Annotated in this window: 19 protein-coding genes and 1 pseudogene; 14 read left to right on the top strand and 6 right to left on the bottom strand. The window is 61.6% G+C overall.

Annotated elements, in window-relative coordinates:
- The first annotated feature begins 301 nt into the window (after positions 1-301).
- Entirely contained in the window at positions 302-1,108 is an 807-nt protein-coding gene (locus tag KHO23_RS34420) for a DUF72 domain-containing protein (RefSeq protein ID WP_211617484.1), read from the top strand.
- A 113-nt stretch (positions 1,109-1,221) separates the two neighbouring features.
- On the top strand, positions 1,222-2,340 hold the full coding sequence (locus tag KHO23_RS34415) for a 3-deoxy-7-phosphoheptulonate synthase (protein WP_328822023.1): 1,119 nt from the start codon (positions 1,222-1,224) through the stop codon (positions 2,338-2,340).
- 303 nt (positions 2,341-2,643) lie between these two features.
- On the opposite strand, the gene KHO23_RS34410 is transcribed toward KHO23_RS34415, so the two are convergent.
- Together KHO23_RS34410 and KHO23_RS34405 are read right to left on the bottom strand one after the other, a co-directional pair.
- The gene (locus KHO23_RS34410) at positions 2,644-2,922 is read right to left on the bottom strand and encodes an HU family DNA-binding protein (protein WP_006049832.1); all 279 of its coding nucleotides are present in this window, start codon (positions 2,920-2,922) and stop codon (positions 2,644-2,646) included.
- 226 nt (positions 2,923-3,148) lie between these two features.
- Positions 3,149-3,388 (bottom strand): hypothetical protein, encoded by a 240-nt coding sequence (locus tag KHO23_RS34405; RefSeq protein WP_211617483.1) that lies wholly within the window; start codon positions 3,386-3,388, stop codon positions 3,149-3,151.
- A gap of 203 nt (positions 3,389-3,591) precedes the next feature.
- Here KHO23_RS34405 and KHO23_RS34400 point away from each other — a divergent pair, with 203 nt between their 5' ends.
- The 3 genes from KHO23_RS34400 (at position 3,592) to KHO23_RS34390 (ending at position 8,161) form a co-directional block, all read left to right on the top strand.
- On the top strand, positions 3,592-5,559 hold the full coding sequence (locus KHO23_RS34400) for a putative bifunctional diguanylate cyclase/phosphodiesterase (protein WP_211617482.1): 1,968 nt from the start codon (positions 3,592-3,594) through the stop codon (positions 5,557-5,559).
- Positions 5,560-5,853: 294 nt separating this feature from the next.
- Complete coding sequence (locus KHO23_RS34395; protein ID WP_211617481.1) at positions 5,854-6,801, top strand: LysR substrate-binding domain-containing protein; 948 nt, start codon at positions 5,854-5,856, stop codon at positions 6,799-6,801.
- A gap of 109 nt (positions 6,802-6,910) precedes the next feature.
- Positions 6,911-8,161: an MFS transporter gene (locus tag KHO23_RS34390; RefSeq protein WP_211617480.1), complete on the top strand. Its 1,251-nt coding sequence runs from the start codon at positions 6,911-6,913 to the stop codon at positions 8,159-8,161.
- 4 nt (positions 8,162-8,165) lie between these two features.
- Here KHO23_RS34390 and KHO23_RS34385 read toward each other — a convergent pair whose 3' ends face one another.
- Positions 8,166-8,771, bottom strand: a complete 606-nt coding sequence (locus tag KHO23_RS34385; protein ID WP_211617479.1) for a peroxidase-related enzyme — start codon at positions 8,769-8,771, stop codon at positions 8,166-8,168.
- 320 nt (positions 8,772-9,091) lie between these two features.
- On the opposite strand from KHO23_RS34385, the gene KHO23_RS34380 reads away from it, so the two are divergent.
- The 3 genes from KHO23_RS34380 to KHO23_RS34370 all read left to right on the top strand — a co-directional run bounded on the left by KHO23_RS34380 (position 9,092) and on the right by KHO23_RS34370 (position 11,977).
- Positions 9,092-10,111 carry a VTT domain-containing protein gene (locus KHO23_RS34380; RefSeq protein ID WP_211617478.1) on the top strand — a complete coding sequence of 340 codons (1,020 nt, stop codon included), beginning with the start codon at positions 9,092-9,094 and terminating at the stop codon, positions 10,109-10,111.
- 127 nt (positions 10,112-10,238) lie between these two features.
- Positions 10,239-10,772 carry a MarR family winged helix-turn-helix transcriptional regulator gene (locus KHO23_RS34375; protein WP_211617477.1) on the top strand — a complete coding sequence of 178 codons (534 nt, stop codon included), beginning with the start codon at positions 10,239-10,241 and terminating at the stop codon, positions 10,770-10,772.
- Complete coding sequence (locus KHO23_RS34370; protein WP_211617476.1) at positions 10,769-11,977, top strand: MFS transporter; 1,209 nt, start codon at positions 10,769-10,771, stop codon at positions 11,975-11,977. Before KHO23_RS34375 ends, KHO23_RS34370 begins: the two co-directional genes overlap by 4 nt.
- A gap of 42 nt (positions 11,978-12,019) precedes the next feature.
- Here KHO23_RS34370 and speB read toward each other — a convergent pair whose 3' ends face one another.
- The 3 genes from speB to KHO23_RS34355 all read right to left on the bottom strand — a co-directional run bounded on the left by speB (position 12,020) and on the right by KHO23_RS34355 (position 15,253).
- Positions 12,020-12,982: an agmatinase gene (gene speB / locus KHO23_RS34365; RefSeq protein ID WP_211617475.1), complete on the bottom strand. Its 963-nt coding sequence runs from the start codon at positions 12,980-12,982 to the stop codon at positions 12,020-12,022.
- A 136-nt stretch (positions 12,983-13,118) separates the two neighbouring features.
- Positions 13,119-14,612: an aldehyde dehydrogenase gene (locus tag KHO23_RS34360; protein ID WP_211617473.1), complete on the bottom strand. Its 1,494-nt coding sequence runs from the start codon at positions 14,610-14,612 to the stop codon at positions 13,119-13,121.
- Positions 14,613-14,701: 89 nt separating this feature from the next.
- Positions 14,702-15,253 carry a cupin domain-containing protein gene (locus KHO23_RS34355; protein ID WP_054042828.1) on the bottom strand — a complete coding sequence of 184 codons (552 nt, stop codon included), beginning with the start codon at positions 15,251-15,253 and terminating at the stop codon, positions 14,702-14,704.
- A gap of 417 nt (positions 15,254-15,670) precedes the next feature.
- Here KHO23_RS34355 and KHO23_RS35735 point away from each other — a divergent pair, with 417 nt between their 5' ends.
- The 6 genes and pseudogenes from KHO23_RS35735 to KHO23_RS34330 form a co-directional block, all read left to right on the top strand.
- Positions 15,671-15,892 carry a hypothetical protein gene (locus tag KHO23_RS35735; protein WP_171983793.1) on the top strand — a complete coding sequence of 74 codons (222 nt, stop codon included), beginning with the start codon at positions 15,671-15,673 and terminating at the stop codon, positions 15,890-15,892.
- A 303-nt stretch (positions 15,893-16,195) separates the two neighbouring features.
- Positions 16,196-16,990, top strand: coding sequence for a gamma-glutamyl-gamma-aminobutyrate hydrolase family protein (locus KHO23_RS34350; protein WP_211617471.1), 795 nt, complete (start codon positions 16,196-16,198; stop codon positions 16,988-16,990).
- A 32-nt stretch (positions 16,991-17,022) separates the two neighbouring features.
- On the top strand, positions 17,023-18,357 hold the full coding sequence (locus KHO23_RS34345; protein WP_211617469.1) for a glutamine synthetase family protein: 1,335 nt from the start codon (positions 17,023-17,025) through the stop codon (positions 18,355-18,357).
- A gap of 61 nt (positions 18,358-18,418) precedes the next feature.
- Complete coding sequence (locus KHO23_RS34340) at positions 18,419-19,864, top strand: aspartate aminotransferase family protein (protein WP_211617468.1); 1,446 nt, start codon at positions 18,419-18,421, stop codon at positions 19,862-19,864.
- Positions 19,865-19,937: 73 nt separating this feature from the next.
- Positions 19,938-21,059 (top strand): polyamine ABC transporter substrate-binding protein, encoded by a 1,122-nt coding sequence (locus tag KHO23_RS34335; protein ID WP_211617466.1) that lies wholly within the window; start codon positions 19,938-19,940, stop codon positions 21,057-21,059.
- 209 nt (positions 21,060-21,268) lie between these two features.
- Positions 21,269-21,457, top strand: a pseudogene (locus tag KHO23_RS34330) (polyamine ABC transporter ATP-binding protein); the annotation flags it as partial.

Raw genomic sequence — 21,457 nt, 5'->3', positions numbered from 1 at the left:
GCTCAGGATCGGGTTTCACTCGTTTGTTGCGTTTCGCTACGGTCATCGTCGCTCCTGTTACTGGCAGTCTCCTGCCAAATGACCGTTTACACAAAACTAATTACACCCTCTTCTTTTGCCTACTTTTCTTTGCGGCAGGCAAAGAAAAGTAGGTGCCCCCCGCACAGGGGGAACGCTAATAGACCAATAAGAAATCAAGGAAAGGCCAACACAATAAAAACCCAAACAAACCGCCGAGCAGGCAAACACCCAAATACGCTAATCTACACTCCCGGCAAAGCCACCCAAAAAGGCCCCAAAAATGCCCTCCTCCAAAACCGGCAAAATCCGAATCGGCATAGGCGGTTGGACCTATGCCCCCTGGCGAGGCACCTTCTACCCGTCAGACCTCACGCAAAGCCGCGAACTCGAATACGCGAGCAAGACCCTCACCTCGATAGAAATCAACGGCACCTTCTACGGCTTGCAAAAACCGGCAAGCTACGAAAAGTGGTATCAGGAAACCCCGGAAGATTTCGTCTTCTCGCTAAAAGCCCCCCGCTACGCAACAAACAGAAAGGTCCTGGCCGACGCCAACGAAACCATCGAACGCTTCTTCGCGAGCGGCGTGCTGCTGCTCAAACAGAAACTGGGCCCGATCAACTGGCAATTCGCGACCACCAAAAAGTTCGACCCGGAAGACTTCGAAGCCTTCCTGAAATTGCTGCCCGCCAGCATAGAAGGCCAAAAACTAAGACACGCAATCGAAGTCCGCAACGACACCTTCAAGACCCCCGAATTCATCGCGCTAGCCAGAAAGTACAAAGTCGCCGTCGTGCTGGCCGCGGACAGCGAGTACCCGCAAATCGCCGACATCACCGCGCCATTCGTCTACGCCCGCATCATGGGTACAAGCGATAAACAGGCCAAAGGCTATTCAACCCAGGCCCTCGACGCCTGGATCGAACGCGCCCGCCAACTCGCCGCAGGTACCACGCCGGACGACCTGGAATCATCCGCCGCGGCCCCAGAAAAAACCACGGCGCGCGACGTCTACCTCTACGTCATCAGCGGCTTCAAGGAACGCAATCCGGCCGCCGCCATGGCGCTGATCAAACGGCTCGAATAACGGTCGTCCGGCCCGCACGCGCGAGTGTCATAATCCCGGCAGCTAACCAACGCACCGGCACTCACCCATTCAGGCCGTGAGGCCACCCCACAAACAAGGTCCGGGAGAATATTTTGAGCGCCATCGACAACCCCCTGCACGATCAGGAAGTCGGCTCGGCCGACGCCACCCAGGACACCACGCGCATCGACGACGTTCGTATCGGCGCGGTACGTCCGCTGATTTCCCCCGCCCTGCTGCAGGACGAATTGCCCGTGCCGCCGTCGGTGCAGACGCTCGTCGAGAAAACCCGCGCGGAAATCGCCGACATTCTGCACGGCCGTGACGACCGGCTCGTGATGGTTGTGGGCCCGTGTTCCATTCACGACCACGACCAGGCGATCGAATACGCCCGTAAGCTCAAGGTCGCAGCACAGACCTACAAGGACGATCTGCGGATCGTCATGCGGGTCTACTTCGAAAAGCCGCGTACAACGGTAGGCTGGAAAGGCTATATCAACGACCCGCGTCTCGACGGCAGTTTCCGCATCAACGAGGGGTTGCGTCTCGCACGGCAACTGCTGCTCGACATCAACGGGCTCGGCCTGCCCACGGCTACCGAATTTCTCGACCTGCTCAGTCCGCAATACATCGCGGATCTGATCGCGTGGGGTGCGATTGGCGCGCGCACAACGGAGAGCCAGAGTCACCGGCAGCTTGCATCGGGGTTGAGCTGCCCGATCGGCTTCAAGAACGGCACGGACGGCGGTGTGCAAATCGCGGCGGACGCAATCGTTGCGGCGCGCGCGAGTCACGCGTTCATGGGTATGACCAAGATGGGGATGGCGGCAATCTTCGAGACACGTGGCAATGACGACGCACACGTTATCTTGCGCGGCGGCAAGAAAGGGCCGAATTACGACAGCGCTTCAGTCGAAGCAACCAGCGCGGCGCTCAAATCGGCAGGCCTGCGCGAGCAGGTCATGATCGACTGTTCACATGCGAACTCAGGCAAATCGCATTTGCGTCAATTGGAGGTGGTGCAGGATCTGGCACGGCAACTCTCAGAGCGCGAGCGCCGCATCATCGGCGTCATGCTGGAAAGTCATCTGGAAGAAGGCCGTCAGGATCTGAAAGCCGGTGTGCCGCTGCGTTACGGCGTATCGATTACGGACGCCTGCGTGAGCTGGGCGCAAACCGAACCGGTTCTCGAAACCTTGGCCGAAGCAACCCAAAAACGACGCGCGGGCTGAACTCGCCGACGCGGCCTGCACGATCTCGCCCAACCAACAACCGGAACCAACGGCCGGGAGGCGAGCGTGCATGACGCAAAAGCAGAAGCAGGCAACGACGGCATGCGCACCGACACGCACCGATAGGCACTGATACGCACCAACATGCAACAGCGCGCACCAATGTGCACCGCACGCGCCGCACCAACCACCGATCAAACACCCTCACCGGGATTGGGCAGCGCGTGATTCCTCACGCCCGAGGCATCGGGCAACGCGCGCTACAGCAACGCGCGTGGATACTCCGGCGCGAGGCGCGTTGCATTACGACGCGTTGACGGCTTCCTTGAATGCCTTGCCGGCGGTGAACTTCACCGTCTTGGCTGCAGCGATCTGGATTTCAGCACCGGTCGACGGATTGCGACCCACGCGTGCGGCGCGCGCGCCGGTCGAGAAAGAACCGAAACCGACCAGTTGCACCGTATCACCACCCACCACGGCTTTGGTCACCGCTTCGACGATCGCGTCGATAGTTTGGCCGGTGGCCGCTTTGCTTTCGCCCGTCGCTGCGGCGACTGCATCAATCAGTTCCTGTTTGTTCATAGCACTTCCCGTTTGGTAATTCATGGAACCGGCGCCACATCTGTTACGCCGGGACCGACACACTAACGCATAGGCGCATATTCGCGCAAACCTTGGGTGTAAGCCTTGTATCTCCCGCCCAGCGGCAATTTGACGATTTTTTGTCCCAAAGTGCCATAAGAATCGCGCGCTTACGTATTTCTCCCGCTTTACGGCCACCCGCGGCGTATCACAATCCGTTGCAATTTCAGTGCTTTAGCGGTGGCAAATGAACGGCAGCCGCGCTTTTTTGCGATCTTATGGGCGATTGCAAAGATTCGGCATTCAGCACTGCACCGCGCTCAATAATAAAAAAAACCGGGAGAAATATGACAATCGAAATTCTCAATATTGCAACAAGCGCGATGCTCGCCGCATGCTCCTCTGCCGCCTCGGCAGCCAGCGATACCCCCTGAGTCACGCCGATCCCCACTGCAAACCCGGCCACCCCGCTAGGTCGTTACGCCGCCAATCGGCAGATCTCGCGCAAGCGGGTACGGCATAAATGACTCGTGACCGACTCGCTCGCCGGGCGTAATTACCGCTCATTCAACGCGCGCGCTTCATTTCCACCGAAACCGCCCTCAAGGTCTCGCCGACGCTGCCGATATACAAAGCTGCGTGTGCAGCGCAAACGTTACAGGGACGGGTATGGTTCGGCTAGCCAGATTGAGGGAAGCGCTATCGGTCGCGGAAGGCGACCCTGAACTCGTGCGCTCGCAGCTCCAGGCATTCGGCCGCCAGATACCGCTGCTCTATTTCATGCTGCTAGTCAACACGCTAGCTGTCGCCGTGACGCACCTGGGATCGGCGCCGGCGTCGTTGTCGATCTATTTCCCCGGCGCGCTCTGCACGCTGTGCATCATCCGCTGCGTGCGCTGGTGGCGGGTCCGGCATCGGGTTTTGACGCACGATAAGGCCGTACCCGAACTGCGCAAGCTGATCTGGCTCACGGGCATCTTCGGCGTCGCCTTCAGCAGTTGGTCGCTTCTGCTGTTTCGCTACGGCTCCGCCTACGAGCAGGCCCAAGTCGCGTTTTACATGGCGACGACGCTCTTCGGTTGCGTGTTCTGCCTGATGCATCTGCGAGCAGCGGCCCTGCTTCTGCTCTCAATCGTTATCCTAAGTTTTGGGACGTTTCTGGTTTTCACGCGCTCTTCCGTCTTCATCGCGATGGCTGTCGACATGACACTGGTCGGTGTCGCACTCGCCTTCATCATCGAACTGTATTACCGGGGTTTCGCGGGTGTCGTGCACGCGCAGCGCGAATTGCAGGTGAGCCAGCAGAACACGCAAAGACTGAGTGACGACAACTTTCGGCTCGCGAGCATCGACAGCCTGACCGACCTGCCCAACCGGCGCAGCTTCTTCGCCTCGCTGCGCGCGCTATCGGAACAGGCACTCGGCATTGGCGGCGGCTTCAACGTCGGGTTGATCGATCTCGACGGCTTCAAACAGGTCAACGATATCTACGGCCATGCAAGCGGCGATCTCGTGCTGCAGGAGGTCGGCGAGAGACTGCTGGCGCTCGCCGAGCCCGGCATTTTCTTCGCGCGCCTCGGCGGCGACGAGTTCGGCGTGCTGGCGCAGCACAAACTGGCGAACGAGACGCTCGTCGAGTTGGGTGAACGTATTTGCGAAGCGCTCAGCCAGCCGTATCGGGTGGCCGGCAATGTCGCCGAACTGACGGGAACGATCGGCTGGGCAGCGTTTCCGGAAGCGGGCAAGACGGTGCAGCAGGTTTTCGAACGCGCCGACGCGGCCTTATACGTCGGCAAAGAAGGCCGCCGCGGCACGCCGGTGATCTTTTCGACGGAGCATGAGACGCGGATCCGCCGCTCGAGTCTCGTCGCCCAGGAGCTCCGCCATGCGGACCTGGAATCTGAACTGTTCCTCGAGTTTCAGCCGATCTACGACGTGCTCGCGCAACGCACCATCGGCATGGAGGCGCTCGGGCGATGGCACAACGAGCGCTTAGGCGCGGTCAAGCCGGAGGAATTCATTCGGATTGCCGAGCGTACCGAACTGATTCTGCGCGTCACTGAGGTGTTGCTGCGCAAAGCGCTCGATGAAGTATCTCGCTGGCCGTCCGATCTCTATCTGTCGTTCAATCTCTCCGCGGTCGATATTTCGACATCGCCGCGTGCTCGCCGCCTGATCGATATCGTGTTGGGCAGCGGTGTGCCCGCGCATCACGTGAACTTTGAAATCACGGAAACCGCGGTGACCCGTGATTTCGAACAGGCCCACTGCTCGCTCACGATGATCAAGCAGGCCGGTTGCCGCGTCTCGCTCGACGATTTCGGCACCGGTTATTCGAGCCTCAGCTATGTGCATCGCCTGCCCTTCGATACGATCAAGATCGACCGCAGCTTCATGACCGACGTGGATTCCAACAGCGCGTCGAAGAAAATCGTCAAGTCGGTGCTCGATCTGTGCAGGAACCTCGGACTCGAATGCATTGTGGAAGGACTCGAAACGTCATCGCAAGCCGACGTCGTCAAAGCGCTGGGCGCCCGCGCAATGCAGGGCTATCTGTTCGGCAGACCGATGCGGGCGAGCGCCGTTTCAAGCTACTTGCAACCGGCGCACAGGCCGGATCACGTCGTCACGACCTAGGCGCCCGCCTCCCCATGCCGCCCGCGAGTCGGCACAACACGGGCAAAACACAGGCAAGACACAGGCGCATGGCACGACGGGACTAGCGCGGCAGACACCCACTCCAGCTTCGGATACCGGTCGCTGTCGCGGCAGCGTTCGAGCGGCTCCGTTCAACATACGGACCGAACGTGGACACCCCCCAGAGAACAATCGAAACCCTATTGCAAGGTATCCTTGCGCGAAACAGCCTGCGCGCGCCGGCGCGCTATCGCACCGTCATGGCGCCCGCCGCGCCGCCCTTGGGGATGGATCATGCCGCTTCGCCTGCCACCCCTGCCAGCGCTTCGTTTCTTCGAGGCGGCCGGCAGGCACCAGAGTTTCAAGCTCGCCGCCGCGGAACTGAACGTCACGCCAAGCGCGATCAGTCACGGGATCGTTGGCCTTGAACAGTCACTTGGCATCGACCTATTCGTGCGCGAGCCGCGTGGCATTTCACTCACGGCGGCGGGCGCCGATTATCTGTCGTACGTATCCGAAGCGTTTTCGCTGATCGCGATCGGCACGCAGCGTCTGCCGAATCACCGCGCAAATCGCCCGATCGCGCTGAGTTGCGCCCCCACGCTGGCCTCGCGCTGGCTGCTGCCGCGCCTCGCCGCTTTTCGCTCGCGCTGGCCGGATGCGAACGTCACCGTCGATACGTCGCACCGTCAGGTCGGCTTTCCGGTAGACGGTTTCGATTTCGCCATTCGCCTGAGCCGCGCCCCGGTCGCGGGGAGCGCCTGGACGCGCCTGTTCGGCGAACGCCTGGTACCGGTGGGCAGCCCCGCCTATGTGGACACGCTGCGCGACGAGCACGGCAACGTCGATCCGCGCCACGCGACGCTCATTCACGTGAACTCGGCCAGCGAGGACTGGCAGGCATGGCTCGACGGGACCGGAATCGACGGCATCGACCTGACCGATGGCTTGCGCGTCGACACGATCCAGCTCGCCTTCGAGGCCGCGAGCATGGGACTCGGCCTCGCCCTCGGCAGACGGCCGCTGGTGGACCGCGATCTCGCAAGCGGCGCACTCGTCGAAGCCTGTCCACAAACGGTCACCTCTTCCACGGCTTATTGGCTGGTGAGCGCGCAGAACGCGGAAAGCGCGGTGCAGCGCCCGGAACTGTTCGACTTCAAGCGGTGGCTGCTCGACGAGGCTGAGCCGTTTGACACTCCACCCGATGGCGACGCCGCGGAATCGCGCCACGCCGCACACTGAGCCCCGCACTCAACTCGAACAGGTGAACTACGCTCACCTGTCGTCAAAATCTTTTCTTTTGCCGCTTCTGACGCTCGCTGCGACCATGGTGTCGAAGGAGATCAGAACCATGTCCACCACCCACAGCAAACGCTTCGCTTTCCCGTTCAATCAGACGACGCTCGTGATCGTCGCCGGCGCGCTGATTCTGAGCGCGGCCATGGGTATCCGCCAGACCTTCGGCCTCTTCATCGGACCGTTTTCATTCGACCGCGGCCTGCCCGTCACGCTGATCGCTTTCGCCATCGCGCTGCACAATCTGGTGTGGGGTTTCGCGCAACCGTTCGCGGGTGCCGCCGCGGACCGTTATGGTTCGGCGCCTGTGGTCGCCTTCGGCGCGACGACATTCGCAGCCGGCCTGGGCATCGCGGCGGTCGCGCCGTCGGGTCCGATGCTGATCGTCGGCATGGGTCTGCTGGTCGGGATCGGCATCAGTTGCACGACGTTCGGCGTGGTGTTGCCGGCAGTCGGCCGCATCGCGTCGCCGGAAAAACGCAGCATGGCGATGGGCATTGTTAGCGCGGGTGGCTCGGCAGGACAGGTGTTGATGATCCCGCTTGCGCAGAGCATTCGGCTCAGCTCGGGCATTGCCACCTCACTCTTCGCGCTGGCCTTCCTGATGCTGCTGATCGCGCCGCTCGGCATCGTGCTCGACCGGCGTCAACGTGTCGGCACGCGAGTCCAGGAACCGCCCGCCGCGCCGCTTCGCAAGGTACTCGCCCAGGCGGTGCGGCATCGCGGCTATCGCCTCCTGACGCTCGGTTTCTTCACCTGTGGATTTCAACTCGCGTTCATCGCCACCCATCTGCCCGAATATCTGACGCTCTGCCACATGCCGGTCGGGCTGGGCGCCACGGCGCTGGCGCTGATCGGCCTGTTCAACATGGCGGGCAGTTGGGGGTGCGGCTGGCTCGGCGGCCGGTTCCGGCAGCACCATGTGCTCGGCTGGCTTTACCTCATTCGAAGCGTGACGATCGGCACGTTCTTCCTGCTGCCGAAGACCGCCACCTCGGTCGTCGTCTTCGCGGCCGTGATGGGACTGACCTGGCTCGGCACCGTGCCGCTGACGAGCGGGCTGGTGGCGAAAGTGTTCGGCACACGACACCTCGGCAGCCTCTTTGGCGTCTGCTTTCTGAGCCACCAGATCGGCTCGTTTCTCGGCGCGTGGCTTGGCGGCCTGGTGTTCGATCTAACCGGTTCGTATTCGCTGCTGTGGGAAGCCACGGTCGCCGCCGGACTCGTCGCCGCGATGCTGCACTTTCCGATCGACGACAAGACCGTCAGCACGCCAGCAATCCGGTCGGAGCCGGCGAGCGCCTGAAGAACTATTTTCGCGGCGCTTCCGCCGCCGCCTTCGGCACGCGCCCCATCAGATAGAACTCGTCGTTCGGGCGCATTGAAATGACGTTGGCCATCCGGTTCGACAAACCGAAAAACGCCGTGATGGCCGCGATATCCCAAACGTCTTCGTCCGAAAAACCCTGCTTGCGCAGGGTCTGAAAATCGGCATCGTCGACCGTGCCGGATTCGCGACAGACCTTCAGCGCGAAGTCGAGCATCGCCTTCTGGCGCGCCGTGATGTCCGCCTTACGATGATTGACGGCTACCTGATCCGCAAGCAATGGCGCCTTTTCGTAAATGCGCAAAATCGCGCCGTGCGCAACCACGCAATACAGGCACTGATTCACCGCACTCGTGGCGACAACAATCATCTCGCGCTCGCCTTTGCTCAAGCCGCCCTCCTTCAGCATCAGCGCGTCGTGATACGCAAAAAACGCGCGGAATTCATCCGGCCGATGCGCCAGCGTCAGAAACACGTTCGGGACAAAACCGGCTTTCTCCTGCACTTCGAGGATGCGGGCCTTGATGTCGTCCGGCCATTCGCCCGGCTCGGGCACGGGGTAACGGCTAATCGGCTGAAGGGTTGCCATGCGGTGTCTCCGTTGTATCGGTGTGTGCATGACGATTGTAGCAACCGTGCAGAAATACACGGCATGCGCCAAAAGGATACCCTTCACTCGCCGTCCGGGAACGGACGTAATGCTATATTTTCGATGGATCAATTCTCGGAGACCGGGAGAGTCCATGGATCGCAGGCGTGGGTCTCACGCACGTGCTCTCATGTCCGCTGAACAACCGGTGCGATCGCCCGCTATCCGGCAGAAAGCGGCCATGTGTGACACATTCGCGGCGTAGGCTGACCAGGCGCGGCTATTTCAAATCCCTTTACTGCATCACGAGGAGCGTGGTTGTGTGGCATTTTCCGGTTGCTATTCCGCCTTCGCTGGGCGTCTGGGCCGTGTTCATGAGCGTGCTCGTGACGCAACTCGGCCTGCCCGTTCCAGCCGCACCGATGCTGATCCTTGGCGGAACCATGGCCGCGATGGGACAAACCTCTTACGCCAGCGTCATTGGCGCCGCCGTCGTCGCCACGCTGATTGCGGACTCGCTATGGTTCTTCACCGGGCGGGCATACGGCCGGCGGTTGCTGAACCAACTGGTGCGCTTCTCGCTCTCACTCGACACCACCGTGCGCGTCGCACGCAATACCTATGAACGATACGGCGCGCCGATCCTTACCGTCGCGAAGTTCCTGCCCGGTCTCGGTCTGATCTCGGCGCCGCTGCTCGGCACCACGGCGATCGGCGTCGGCGTATTTCTCCTGTGGGACTTTGCCGGCGCGGCGCTGTGGGCCAGCGTCTGGGTGATCGGCGGCGCGGCGCTTCACGATCAGATCGTGCAACTCGTTCTGCTCGTGCGCCATAACGGCGGCACGATTTTCGACGCGTTCGCGGCAATTTTCGTGGCCGTGCTCCTCTATCGCTGTGTGCGCCGCTGGCAGTTTCGCCGCTGGCTCGCGCATGTGCGCATCTCGCCGGACCAGCTCGACAATCTGATGAAATCCAATGAGCCACCATTGATTCTCGATGCGCGACCACGCAGCATCCGCGCGAAGGAATCGCACCGGATCGCGGGCGCGCAGTTGCTGGATCTCGATTCGCCGGAGCCGTTGCATCCCGAGTTACTGAAGCGGCCGATTGTCGTCTACTGCGTCTGCCCTAACGAAGCAACGGCCAAACGGATCGTCAATCAGTTGCATCGAAAGAATATTCATCATGTCCGCGCGCTCAAGGGCGGCCTCGACGCGTGGGAAAAACGCGGTTATCCGGTCGAGCCGCTGCCGCCCGATTTCGAAACGGCAATGGCCCATTTGTCTGAAGATGAGGGCAACGAGGGCGAGTACACCGTGCGGGCAAGATTAGCGAAGTGACGATGGAACCCGGAGGCGACTGAACGCGCATCCAGAACACCATGTAGCAGCATTAAAAAACGCTTGCGCATCACCCTCAATGTGTGCAACATGCATATATGCATGTTGCACACATTGAGGTGCCCCTATGACGCAGCGCACAGAAAATCTGCTTGGCGTGCTTGCCCTGCTGGTCACGGACGAGGTCAACGCGCAGCCTGCCGTGGCCGCGCTCGCGGGTCCCACTGCTCGCGCCATGCTCAACGCAGTCGGCCAATATCCCGATTCATCCATTGAAGTATTGCGCGAGGCGGTCGATCTTTCGCATCCGGCCGCGGTCCGCGCCGTAGCGGGCCTTGTGGACGCGGGTCTCGTCGAAAAGAAATCCGGCACGGATAAACGTTCCGTCGCGCTTGCCCTCACCGCTTCCGGCAAGCGCGAAGCCAAACGCCTGCAAACGGCACGCGAGCGGATACTCCAACGCATCGTCGGGCAACTCGACGAGCGCGAGCGCGAGGTGCTCGAAGGCCTGCTGATCAAGATCCTGTGGCATGAGACGCGCGATCCGGCACACGCCATGCAGCTATGCCGCCTCTGCGACGACGGTCCCTGCCTGAAAGCCGGCTGCCCGGTCGAATGCCGCGAACAGGGTCTGCCGATGCCCGCGCGGAGCAGCACATGAATGCCGCCGCGTCGGTGCGCTGGCCGGCGATCGCCGCGCTGACCACGGTCTCGGCACTCTCGCAGATCGGCCAGTTCGGCATCGGCTTCATGGTGCTACCCGTATGGCTGGCCCATCGCGGTCTCGACGCACCGCGCGCCGGCCTCTTCTCCGCCTCGCAATGGACCGGCATGCTGGCCGGCCTGCTGATCGCGCCGTGGCTGGTGGAACGCATTGGGGCGAAACGCACGGTGTCGCTGGGTCTCGCCGCCACAATTGTTGCATTCGTCACGATGAACGCGCTGTGGTGGCCGTTGTGGCTCGTGCCTGGCCTGTTGACCGGGTTCGGCATCGGCTTGCGCTGGATCGCCAATGAAACGTGGCTCTACCGTCTGGTGCCGCCTGAGTCGAGCGGCCGTGTAGTGGGCGTGCACGAAGCGCTGATTGCCACCGCAGGTGTCATCGGCCCGGCACTGGCGGCGTGGCGCGCAGTCGACGGACGCATCACGTTCGCGGCCGGCGCGGCCTTTACGTTGGCCGCGGCCGTTCCGCTGTGGCTGACCGCGTCGGACGATAGGCACGTGGCGGTTCAGGCAGCACGGCCTGCGCGAAAGACCCGGCTTGAAAAAAGCGCCCCGATCGGCCCCCTGGTCAGCCTCGGCATGGTGGTCGTGGCGGCGGGCGGTATCGGTGACGGCGCGCTCTACGGCCTCTTCCCGCTCTTTGCCGACGCCCACGGCCTCAGTACCACACAGACGGCCACCCTGCTCACGCTATTCGGTGTGGGCAGCATGGCGCTGCAGTATCCGATCGGCTGGTTCGCCGATCGCGCGGGGCTCGCCGCCACGGTGATCGTCTGCGCCGCGCTCAGCACGCTGGCGATTTGCGGTTTCGCGCTCGCCCCTCCCGCCTCGTGGCTCGCTGACGCGAGCGCATTGCTGCTCGGCGGCATGAACAGCGCGTACATCACACTCGGCATGGTCGCGGCGGCATGCAGCCACAAGGCCGCGCTCACGCGCAACATGCGGCTGGTGTCGCTCACCTTCACCGCGAGCTCCATCGTGGGGCCGCTCATCGCCGGGTTCGCCATGAAAGCGCGCGGCAGCGATATGCTGATGTGGCAACTCGCGATCATGAGCGGCGCGCTCGTTGCCTACACGCTCGGCTTACGCGAAGGCCGGCGCAATCCAGGCTCAGCCCCCGATCGATCGTCGTCGATGGGTTGAGCCTGGCTTGCGCCGGGTGACGTTCAAGCCGATTGGCCGCGCTTAGCGTTCGGCCACTTTCCGCTGCCGCCAGAGACACAACAGATCGCACGCGATATGCGCGGCGGCAATCGCCGTGATCTCGCTCTGGTCATAGGCGGGCGCCACTTCCACCACATCCGCGCCCACCAGATTCAACGCACCGAGCCCGCGCACAATGGCCAGCCCCTGCGCCGACGACAAACCGCCCGCCACCGGCGTACCCGTGCCTGGCGCGAACGCCGGATCGAGACAGTCGATGTCGAAGGTCAGATACGCGGGCCGCTCGCCGACAATCGACGTGATCCGCTCCACCGCCGCTCGCGCGCCATGTTCGTGGACCCACGCGGCATCGAGGATATTGATCCCCATAAAATCGTCGTTCCACGTGCGGATGCCGACCTGCACCGAGGTCTTCGGATCGATCAAGCCGTCTTTCACCGCCTTGTAGAACATCGAGCCGTGATTCAGGCTGTCCGGACTATCGTCGGCCCAGGTATCGCAGTGGGCGTCGAAATGAATCAGCGAGAGCGGCTTGCCATACTTCTCCGCATGCGCAATCAGCAGGGGATACGTAATGTAGTGATCGCCGCCAAGCGTCAGCATCTTCGCATCCGAGCGCAGGATCGTGCGCGCGTGCTCGACGATCGACTCCTTGATCGTCATGGGATTGTGCGCGTCGAACCAGCAGTCGCCGTAATCGGTCACGGCAAGGTCGTCGAACGGATTGAAGCCCCACGGATACGGGTGCAACTCCGACAACTGCACGCTCGCCGCGCGCACCGCCGCGGGGCCGAGACGCGCACCGGAGCGGAACGTGGTGGCCAGATCGAGCGGCACGCCGGAGACCACGACGTCGACGCCATCGAGATCGCGGGTGTATTTGCGGCGCATGAACGACAGGACACCCGCGTAGGTGTTTTCGATCGACGAGCCATAGAGCGACGAACGGCGGATCGCACCGTCGCCGTAGAAGAGTTCAGTCATGGATGACCTGATACCTGATAAACATGCCGGCGCTGCACGCGAAGCTTCCTGGTGATGCATGCAACGTCCGGCCCCGGATTCATTGGGAACGCGACGGCGCCTAGACAGCACGCCACCGCGCTGGCTTGCGAATCCTTTAGCGCAGCCGCACGAGCGTGGACTTCAGCTCGGTGTACTTCTCCAGCGCGTGCAACGACTTGTCGCGGCCGTTGCCCGATTGTTTGTAGCCGCCAAACGGGAAATTCATATCCCCGCCCTCGTCGTAGCAATTGACCCATACCGTACCGGCACGCAGCTTGCGCGACACTTCATGCGCGGTGGTCAGGTTCGACGTCCACACGGCAGCGGCAAGACCATATTCGCTGTCATTAGCGATCCTGATCGCTTCTTCAACCGTGTCGAACGTAATGACCGACAACACCGGTCCAAAGATTTCCTCACGAGCGACCTTCGCACCGGCAGCCGGGATCTCGAAGATGGTCGGTTCGATATAGAAGCCGCCGGTTTCCTGCTTGACGCGCGATCCGCCCAGCAGCAGCTTCGCTTCAGCGCGGCCCGCTTCGATATAACCAAGCACGCGTTCGAGTTGCACGTTATCGACAATCGCGCCCATCGAGGTTTGCGGATCGAGCGGGTTACCCGGCGTATAGCTGCGCGCGGCGGCGATCAGCTTGTCGAGGAACACCTCCTTGATGTCGCGATGCACCAGCAGGCGCGAGCCGGCAGTGCACATTTCGCCCATGTTGTAGAAGATCGCGCCGGCCGCCGCATTGGCTGCACGGTCGAGGTCGGGGCAATCGGGCATCACGATGTTCGGCGACTTGCCGCCGAGTTCGAGCCAGACGCGCTTCAGATTCGACTGGCCGGCGTACTGCATGATCAGTTTGCCGACGTTGGTGGAGCCGGTGAAGGCAAGACAGTCCACGTCCTGGTGAAGCGCCAGCAGCTTGCCCGGTTCGCCCGCACCCGGCACCACGTTGAACACGCCGGCGGGAATACCCGCGTCCAGCGCGAGCTGAGCGAGGCGGATCGCGGTGAGCGGCGACTTCTCCGAAGGCTTGAGCACGACGCTGTTCCCGGCGGCAAGCGCCGGCCCGAACTTCCACGATGCCATCAGGATCGGGAAATTCCACGGCACCACGGCGGCCACCACGCCGATCGGCTCGCGCGTGACGAGCCCCACCAGGTGATGATCGGCCGGTGCGACTTCGCCACCGACCTTGTCGATCGCTTCGGCGAACCACTCGACGCAATAGGCCGCGCCCGGTACGTCCACCGTGGTGGTGTCGGCGATCGGCTTGCCTGCATCCAGTGTTTCGAGCAGCGCGAGTTCGTCCATGTGTTCACGGATCGACGCGGCCCAGCGCAACAGGACCGCCTTGCGCTGACGAGGATTGAGGCCGGACCACACGCCGGCATCGAACGCGCGGCGTGCGGCTGCCACGGCGGCGTCGACATCCGCCGCGCCGCTGTCGGCGACCCTGGCGAGCAGCTTGCCGTCGATCGGGCTCAGGCAGTCGAAGGTGCGCCCGCCTGCGGCATCACGGTACTCGCCGTCGATAAACGCACGGCCTTCGATCGAAAGCGTAGCGGCTTTGTCTTGCCAGAAAGCGAGAGATTTCTTGTCCATCAGGATGCCTCAATGTTATGCGCTCGACGCACGCCGGCATCGACTTCAGGCGGCTTGCAACTGCGTCGCGGCGCGTTGGCGCGGAGTCTTTAGAACGTGGGCGGCGAATTGGCCGACACGATCTCGCAGAGATGCTCCGCGCTGGGATTGCGAAAACGATGCGGTAGACGGCTTTCGAAGTAATAGCTGTCCCCGGGGTCGAGCAGCCACGTGACGCCGTCCACCGTCAGTTCGATCTGACCGCTGACCACCACCCCGCCCTCGTGCCCTTCGTGCTCCAGCATTTCCGGCCCTGTATCCGACAGAGGCTGATAAACCTCGCGCAGAATGCCCATGTTGCGGTCTTTTACACTCGAGCCCGCGAGGTAGAACTCGATCGACTCATTGCCGAGATTCGGCATGTCGGCGCGGCGCGACACGACAGAGCGCTCCACCTCGACCTCAAAGGTGAAGAACTCGGCGAGACTCATCGGTATGCATTCGAGCAGCTTCTTCAATGACCCCACCGACGGACTCACGCGGTTCTGCTCGATCAACGAGATCGTGCCGTTGGTCACTCCCGCCCGTTTGGCCAGTTCACGCTGGGACAGGCCATTCTTCTTACGGATGTACTGCAGGCGGGTCGCTACTTCTATGGACATCGCTAGGTTCTCTGACATGGAAACGATCGGGGCGCGTGAGCTCGGGCAACATTTGCCCGCGAGTGTTGAATATTCTAATCACTTTAATCGTTGCGCCGCTGGGGAAAACCCTGAAAGGAATCCGAAATATGACGCGCGCAACGAATGTTCCCACAGACCGGGATTCCAGCGACACCCCCGGGAAAGCCCTGATAATTCTTTTATAAAAATGATTTGACGGCATTATTGGCTCGTATACGATGGTTCTCAGGCGATCGTCATGCCGACGTCACGAAACACAAACGCGTGTTTTTTGATACCGCGAACCCAGTTCGCATCGGTCAGAGGCGGTCATCCCAGCGTAATGTTTCTTTAAACGCCCGGTGCGTTTTTCGAGCAAGCGTTCAATACTTTCAACATCGCTAGTCGAGTGTAATCGTGAGAGTCCGAGGCCCTTTGGTGAGATGGAATCGAAGTCAGGCGAGTTGTCCTCGCGCTGACGGCGCCATCGCCGACGGCAGCAACGGCAGCCTTGCGTTCCGCCGCTTCCTGTCTGTCTTCACGATCCTGTCCCGTCGTTCAGTTCGACGGCACAACTCTATCTCCGCGCGCGCCTTCATTGCCGTGCGCACGGACGAAGTCGCCTCGCTGCTGCCGTAGCGCCTCCCCCCTTTTTTGCCGTTCGATTTGTCCGTTTGCGTGAGCGCGCTCTCTTGAGCCATGCGTTCGTGCATGTGCGGTGCCGTCTGCCGCCCATGCGTTTCTGCGGATCAGATGAGTTGCGCACCGCAGCGGATCGAATCGAACGGCCTATCTGACTATCACGCGCGGCGCGTTCAGTTGACGAGAGCCGCCTGCACTACCCGGTGGCCTGACGCCTTGCGTCCGGTTGCGGAATCGTGCCGCGCTGTGTTTAACGTTGTTCGTGCCGCGTCCCGCGGGGAACATACACGTCTACCTGTTATGCGAAACAAACCCCTGGTCGGCATTAGCGCCGACAGAACGATGATGGGAGTCCACCCATCGCACGTCACCGGCGAGAAGTACATCGCCGCGATCGTGGACGGCTCGCACGCGCTGGCCATGTTGCTGCCGGCGCTCGGCGAGCGTCAGTCCACCGCGGACGTGCTGGACGCCGTAGACGGCTTACTGTTTACCGGCAGCTACTCGAATGTCGAGCCGCACCGCTACGGTGGCCATCCCAGCGCGCCGGGCACGCTGCACGACGCCGCACGCGATGCGACGACGCTGCCGCTCCTGAACGCGGCGATCGCCGCGGGCGTGCCGGTGCTGGCGGTATGCCGGGGCTTCCAGGAAATGAACGTGGTGTTCGGCGGGACGTTGCATCAAAGCGTTCACGCGGTGGCCGGCTTGAACGACCATCGCGAGAACAAGGAAGACGACCTCGACGTGCAATACGCACCGTCGCATTCGATCACGCTGACAGAGGGCGGCTTGTTGCAGCGCCTCGCGGGCGGCACGAATGAAGCGCGTGTGAATTCATTGCACGGTCAGGGCGTCGAGCGGCTGGGCGTGGGACTGGTGGCTGAAGCTACCGCGCCGGACGGATTGATCGAAGCGGTCAGTGTGAAAGATGCGCGTGCCTTCGCGCTGGGTGTGCAGTGGCACCCGGAATGGAAGCATGCCAGCGACGCACTGTCCACCGCGATCTTTCGCGCCTTCGGCGAAGCCTGCCGCGATCGAATGCGCACCAAGGCCGGCTATGGCGCGGCATCCGCCGCTGCCACGCATGCCTGAGCCGGTTGCGCACCAAAACTGAGAGAATAACCATGCATGAAATCGACGACTTCCTGAAGAAGAACCGCGTCACCGAGATCGAAGCGATCATTCCGGATATGGCCGGGATCGCACGCGGCAAGATCATTCCGCGCAGCAAGTTCGAATCCGGCGAGTCCATGCGCTTGCCGCAGGCGGTGATGATTCAGACCGTCACAGGCGACTATCCGGAAGACGGCACGCTCACCGGCGTCACCGACCCGGACATGGTGTGCGTGCCCGACGCCAGCACCATCCGCATGATTCCGTGGGCTGTCGATCCGACCGCCCAGGTGATTCACGATTGCGTTCACTTCGACGGCACGCCCGTCGCGATCTCGCCGCGCCGTGTGCTGCGCCGCGTGCTCGAACTCTACAAGGCCAAGGGCTGGAAGCCGGTGATCGCGCCCGAGCTCGAGTTCTATCTGGTCGACATGAACAAGGACCCGGATCTGCCGCTGCAACCGCCCATCGGTCGCACGGGCCGCCCGGAGACCGGACGCCAGGCGTATTCGATCGAAGCCGTGAACGAATTCGATCCGCTGTTCGAAGACATCTATGAATACTGCGAGGTGCAGGAACTGGAAGTCGACACGCTGATTCACGAAGTCGGCGCCGCGCAGATGGAAATCAACTTCATGCACGGCGATCCGCTGAAGCTTGCCGACAGCGTGTTCCTGTTCAAGCGCACGGTGCGTGAAGCCGCGCTGCGCCACAAGATGTACGCGACCTTCATGGCCAAGCCGATGGAAGGCGAACCGGGCTCGGCCATGCACATGCACCAGAGCCTCGTGGACGAGGAAACCGGCCACAACCTGTTCACCGGTGCGGACGGCAAGCCGACTTCGCTCTTCACCGGTTATATCGCCGGCCTGCAGAAGTACACGCCGGCACTGATGCCGATTTTCGCGCCGTACATCAACTCGTATCGCCGCCTGTCGCGCTTCATGGCTGCGCCGATCAACGTGGCATGGGGTTACGACAACCGCACGGTGGGTTTCCGGATTCCGCATTCGGGCCCGGCCGCGCGCCGCATCGAAAACCGCATTCCGGGTGTGGACTGCAATCCGTATCTCGCGATCGCAGCGACGCTGGCGGCCGGCTATGTTGGCATGACGCAAAATCTGCAGCCGACCGAGCCGCTGCTCAGCGACGGTTACGAGTTGCCCTACCAGTTGCCGCGCAATCTGGAAGAGGGGTTGACGCTGATGGGCGCGTGCGAACCGATGGCCGAGATTCTCGGCGAGAAATTCGTCAAGGCCTACCTGGCACTGAAAGAAACCGAATACGAAGCGTTTTTCCGCGTGATCAGTTCGTGGGAACGCCGGCATTTGCTGCTGCACGTTTAAGGCCCGATTCACGGTCTTCATTCACGACGTCGCCCGCAAACGCGAAATAATTGGAGGCAGTATGAGCTACAGAACAGAAGAAGTCGCTTACGTGCAACCGGCCCTGCAACCCAGCACCGCCGCAAGCGCACAAGCCACGCAACAACGCAGCACCGCCGAATACCGCGCCCTCGACGCGGCCCATCACATCCATCCGTTTTCGGACATGGGTTCGCTCAATCGCGCCGGCAGCCGCGTGATCGTCAAAGCGCAAGGCGTGTACCTGTGGGATTCGGAAGGCAACAAGATCATCGACGGCATGGCGGGTTTGTGGTGCGTGAACGTCGGTTATGGCCGCAAGGAACTGGCCGACGCCGCATACCGGCAAATGCAGGAACTGCCCTTCTACAACACCTTCTTCAAGACGACGCATCCGCCGGTGATCGAACTGTCGGCCATGCTCGCTGAACTGGCGCCGGAACCGTTCAATCACTTCTTCTATTGCAACAGTGGTTCGGAAGGCAACGACACCGTGCTGCGCATCGTCCACCAATACTGGGCGACGCAAGGCAAGCACTCGAAGAAGTTCGTCATCTCGCGCAAGAACGGCTATCACGGTTCGACGATTGCAGGCGGCACGCTCGGCGGCATGGGCTACATGCACGACCAGATGCCCTCGAAGGTCGAGAACATCGTTCATATCGACCAGCCGTATTTCTTCGGTGAAGCACAAGGCAATCTGACGCCGGAAGAATTCGCGCTGGCCCGTGCGCAGCAACTCGAAGCAAAGATCCTCGAAATCGGCGCGGACAATGTTGCCGCGTTTATCGGCGAGCCGTTCCAGGGCGCAGGCGGCGTGATCTTCCCGGCCTCGACGTACTGGCCGGAAATCCAGCGCATCTGCCGCAAGTACGACATCCTGCTGGTCGCCGACGAAGTGATCGGCGGCTTCGGCCGGACCGGCGAATGGTTCGCGCATCAGCACTTCGGTTTCGAGCCGGATCTGATCACGCTGGCCAAGGGCCTGACGAGCGGTTACGTGCCGATGGGCGCGGTCGGTCTGCATGACCGCGTGGCCAAAGCCATCATCGAGCACGGCGACTTCAATCACGGCCTTACCTACTCCGGCCACCCGGTGGCCGCGGCCGTGGCGCTCGCCAACCTGAAACTGCTGCGCGACGAGAAGATCGTCGAACGTGTCAAGACCGACACGGGTCCGTACTTCCAGAAGAAGTTGCGCGACACCTTCGCCAATCACCCGATCGTCGGCGAAATCGCCGGCGCGGGTCTGGTGGCCGGTCTGCAACTCGCAGCAGACCCGAAAACGCGCAAGCGTTTCGCCAATGGCGGTGACGTCGGCACGATCTGCCGCGACTTCTGCTTCAACGGCAACCTCATCATGCGCGCCACCGGCGACCGGATGCTGCTGTCGCCGCCGCTCGTGATCAACAAGCTGGAAATCGACGAAATCGTTTCGAAGGCCAAATACGCCATCGACGCGACTGCACAACAACTCGGCATTTCGTAACGGCAGTTCGTTCCGGCATGAGCACACCCACGATACGCGCTCATGCCGGTTCTTCACATCAAGGGAAAAAACCATGAGCGTTTGTCATCTTCGTCATGCGGTCGCGGGGGCCGCGCTTCTCGCCTTCACGGGTTTTGCGGCGTTGTCGGTTACGCCGGCCCTTGCGGCCGATTCGGAACTGAATGTCTACAACTGGTCCGACTACATCGCGAAGGACACGATTCCGAACTTCGAGAAGCAGAGCAGCATCCACGTCAAGTACGACAACTACGATAGCGATGATACGTTGCAGGCCAAACTGCTCGCGGGCAGCTCCGGTTACGATATCGTGGTCCCGACGTCGAACTACATGGCCAAGCAGATTCAGGCCGGCGTATACATGAAGCTCGACAAATCGAAGCTGCCGAACCTCACGAACCTCGACCCTGTGCTGATGAAGATGATTAGCGACGCGGATCCGGGCAATCAGTACGGTGTACCTTGGGCATACGGTACTGACGGTATCGGCTACAACGTGCAGGCCGTGCAGAAAGCACTCGGTGCGAATGCGCCGGTCGATAGCTGGGCGCTCGTGTTCGACCCGGCCAATCTGTCAAAGCTGAAAGGCTGCGGCGTGTCGTTCCTCGACCAGGCGGTCGACGTGTTCGCCGCCACGCTGCAATACATGCATAAGGACCCGAACAGCACGAACCCCGCGGACTATCAGGCCGCATTCGAAGTGCTGAAGAAAGTCCGCCCGTATATCACCCAATTCAATTCGTCCGGCTACATCAACGACCTCGCGAACAACGACGTCTGCGTTGCCGTGGCATGGTCCGGTGACGTGGGCATCGCAAGCCGCCGTACCGCTGAAGCCAAGCGTTCGTATCAGGTGAAATTCTCGAACGTCAAGGAAGGCGGTCTGCTGTGGTTCGACGTGATGGTGATCCCGAAAGACGCGCCGCATCCTGAAGCCGCGCTGAAGTGGATCAATTACATCGAAGACCCGAAGGTCAACGCCGCGATCACTAATGAAGTGTTCTACCCGACTGCGAACAAGGCCGCGCGCCAGTTCGTCACGCCGGGCGTCGCACAGGATACAACTGTTTATCCGGGTGACGAAGTATTGAGCAAGATGACGCTCATGAAACCGATGCCCACCGACATTCTGCGCCTTGAAAACCGTCTTTGGGCGCAGCTTAAAACCGGCCATTAATTAATGGCAAATTAATAAGAATCGATTCCGCGCTCAGGGATCGCTCGAACCCTGAGCGCATGAATGGCAGTAACAGTAGTCAGCCTGCGTGCTTTTAAGGTCCACCTGCGCGCAGTCCCATGTTTTCCGATCGCGACGCATCTTGCGAGCCGATTCCCGGCCTCGTATGGAGACACTTGCGCTCGCGATCCGCAAGGAATGGTTACATCATGAACTCGACGACATCAAAAAGCGTAGCCGGCGCCACCCAGATGGCCCGCCCCGCAGCGACGACAAAATCGAAATCGGACGAATTCGTCCGCATCGAAAACGTCGTGAAGAAATTCGGCGACAGCACGGCTGTCGACAACGTCAGTCTGAACATCGCCAAGAACGAACTGTTCGCACTGCTCGGCAGC

The sequence above is a fragment of the Paraburkholderia haematera genome (assembly GCF_905220975.1).
GTDB lineage: Bacteria > Pseudomonadota > Gammaproteobacteria > Burkholderiales > Burkholderiaceae > Paraburkholderia > Paraburkholderia haematera.
The sequence above is the reverse complement of the archived record's forward strand: the minus strand, read 5'-3'. Positions and strand labels throughout refer to the sequence as shown.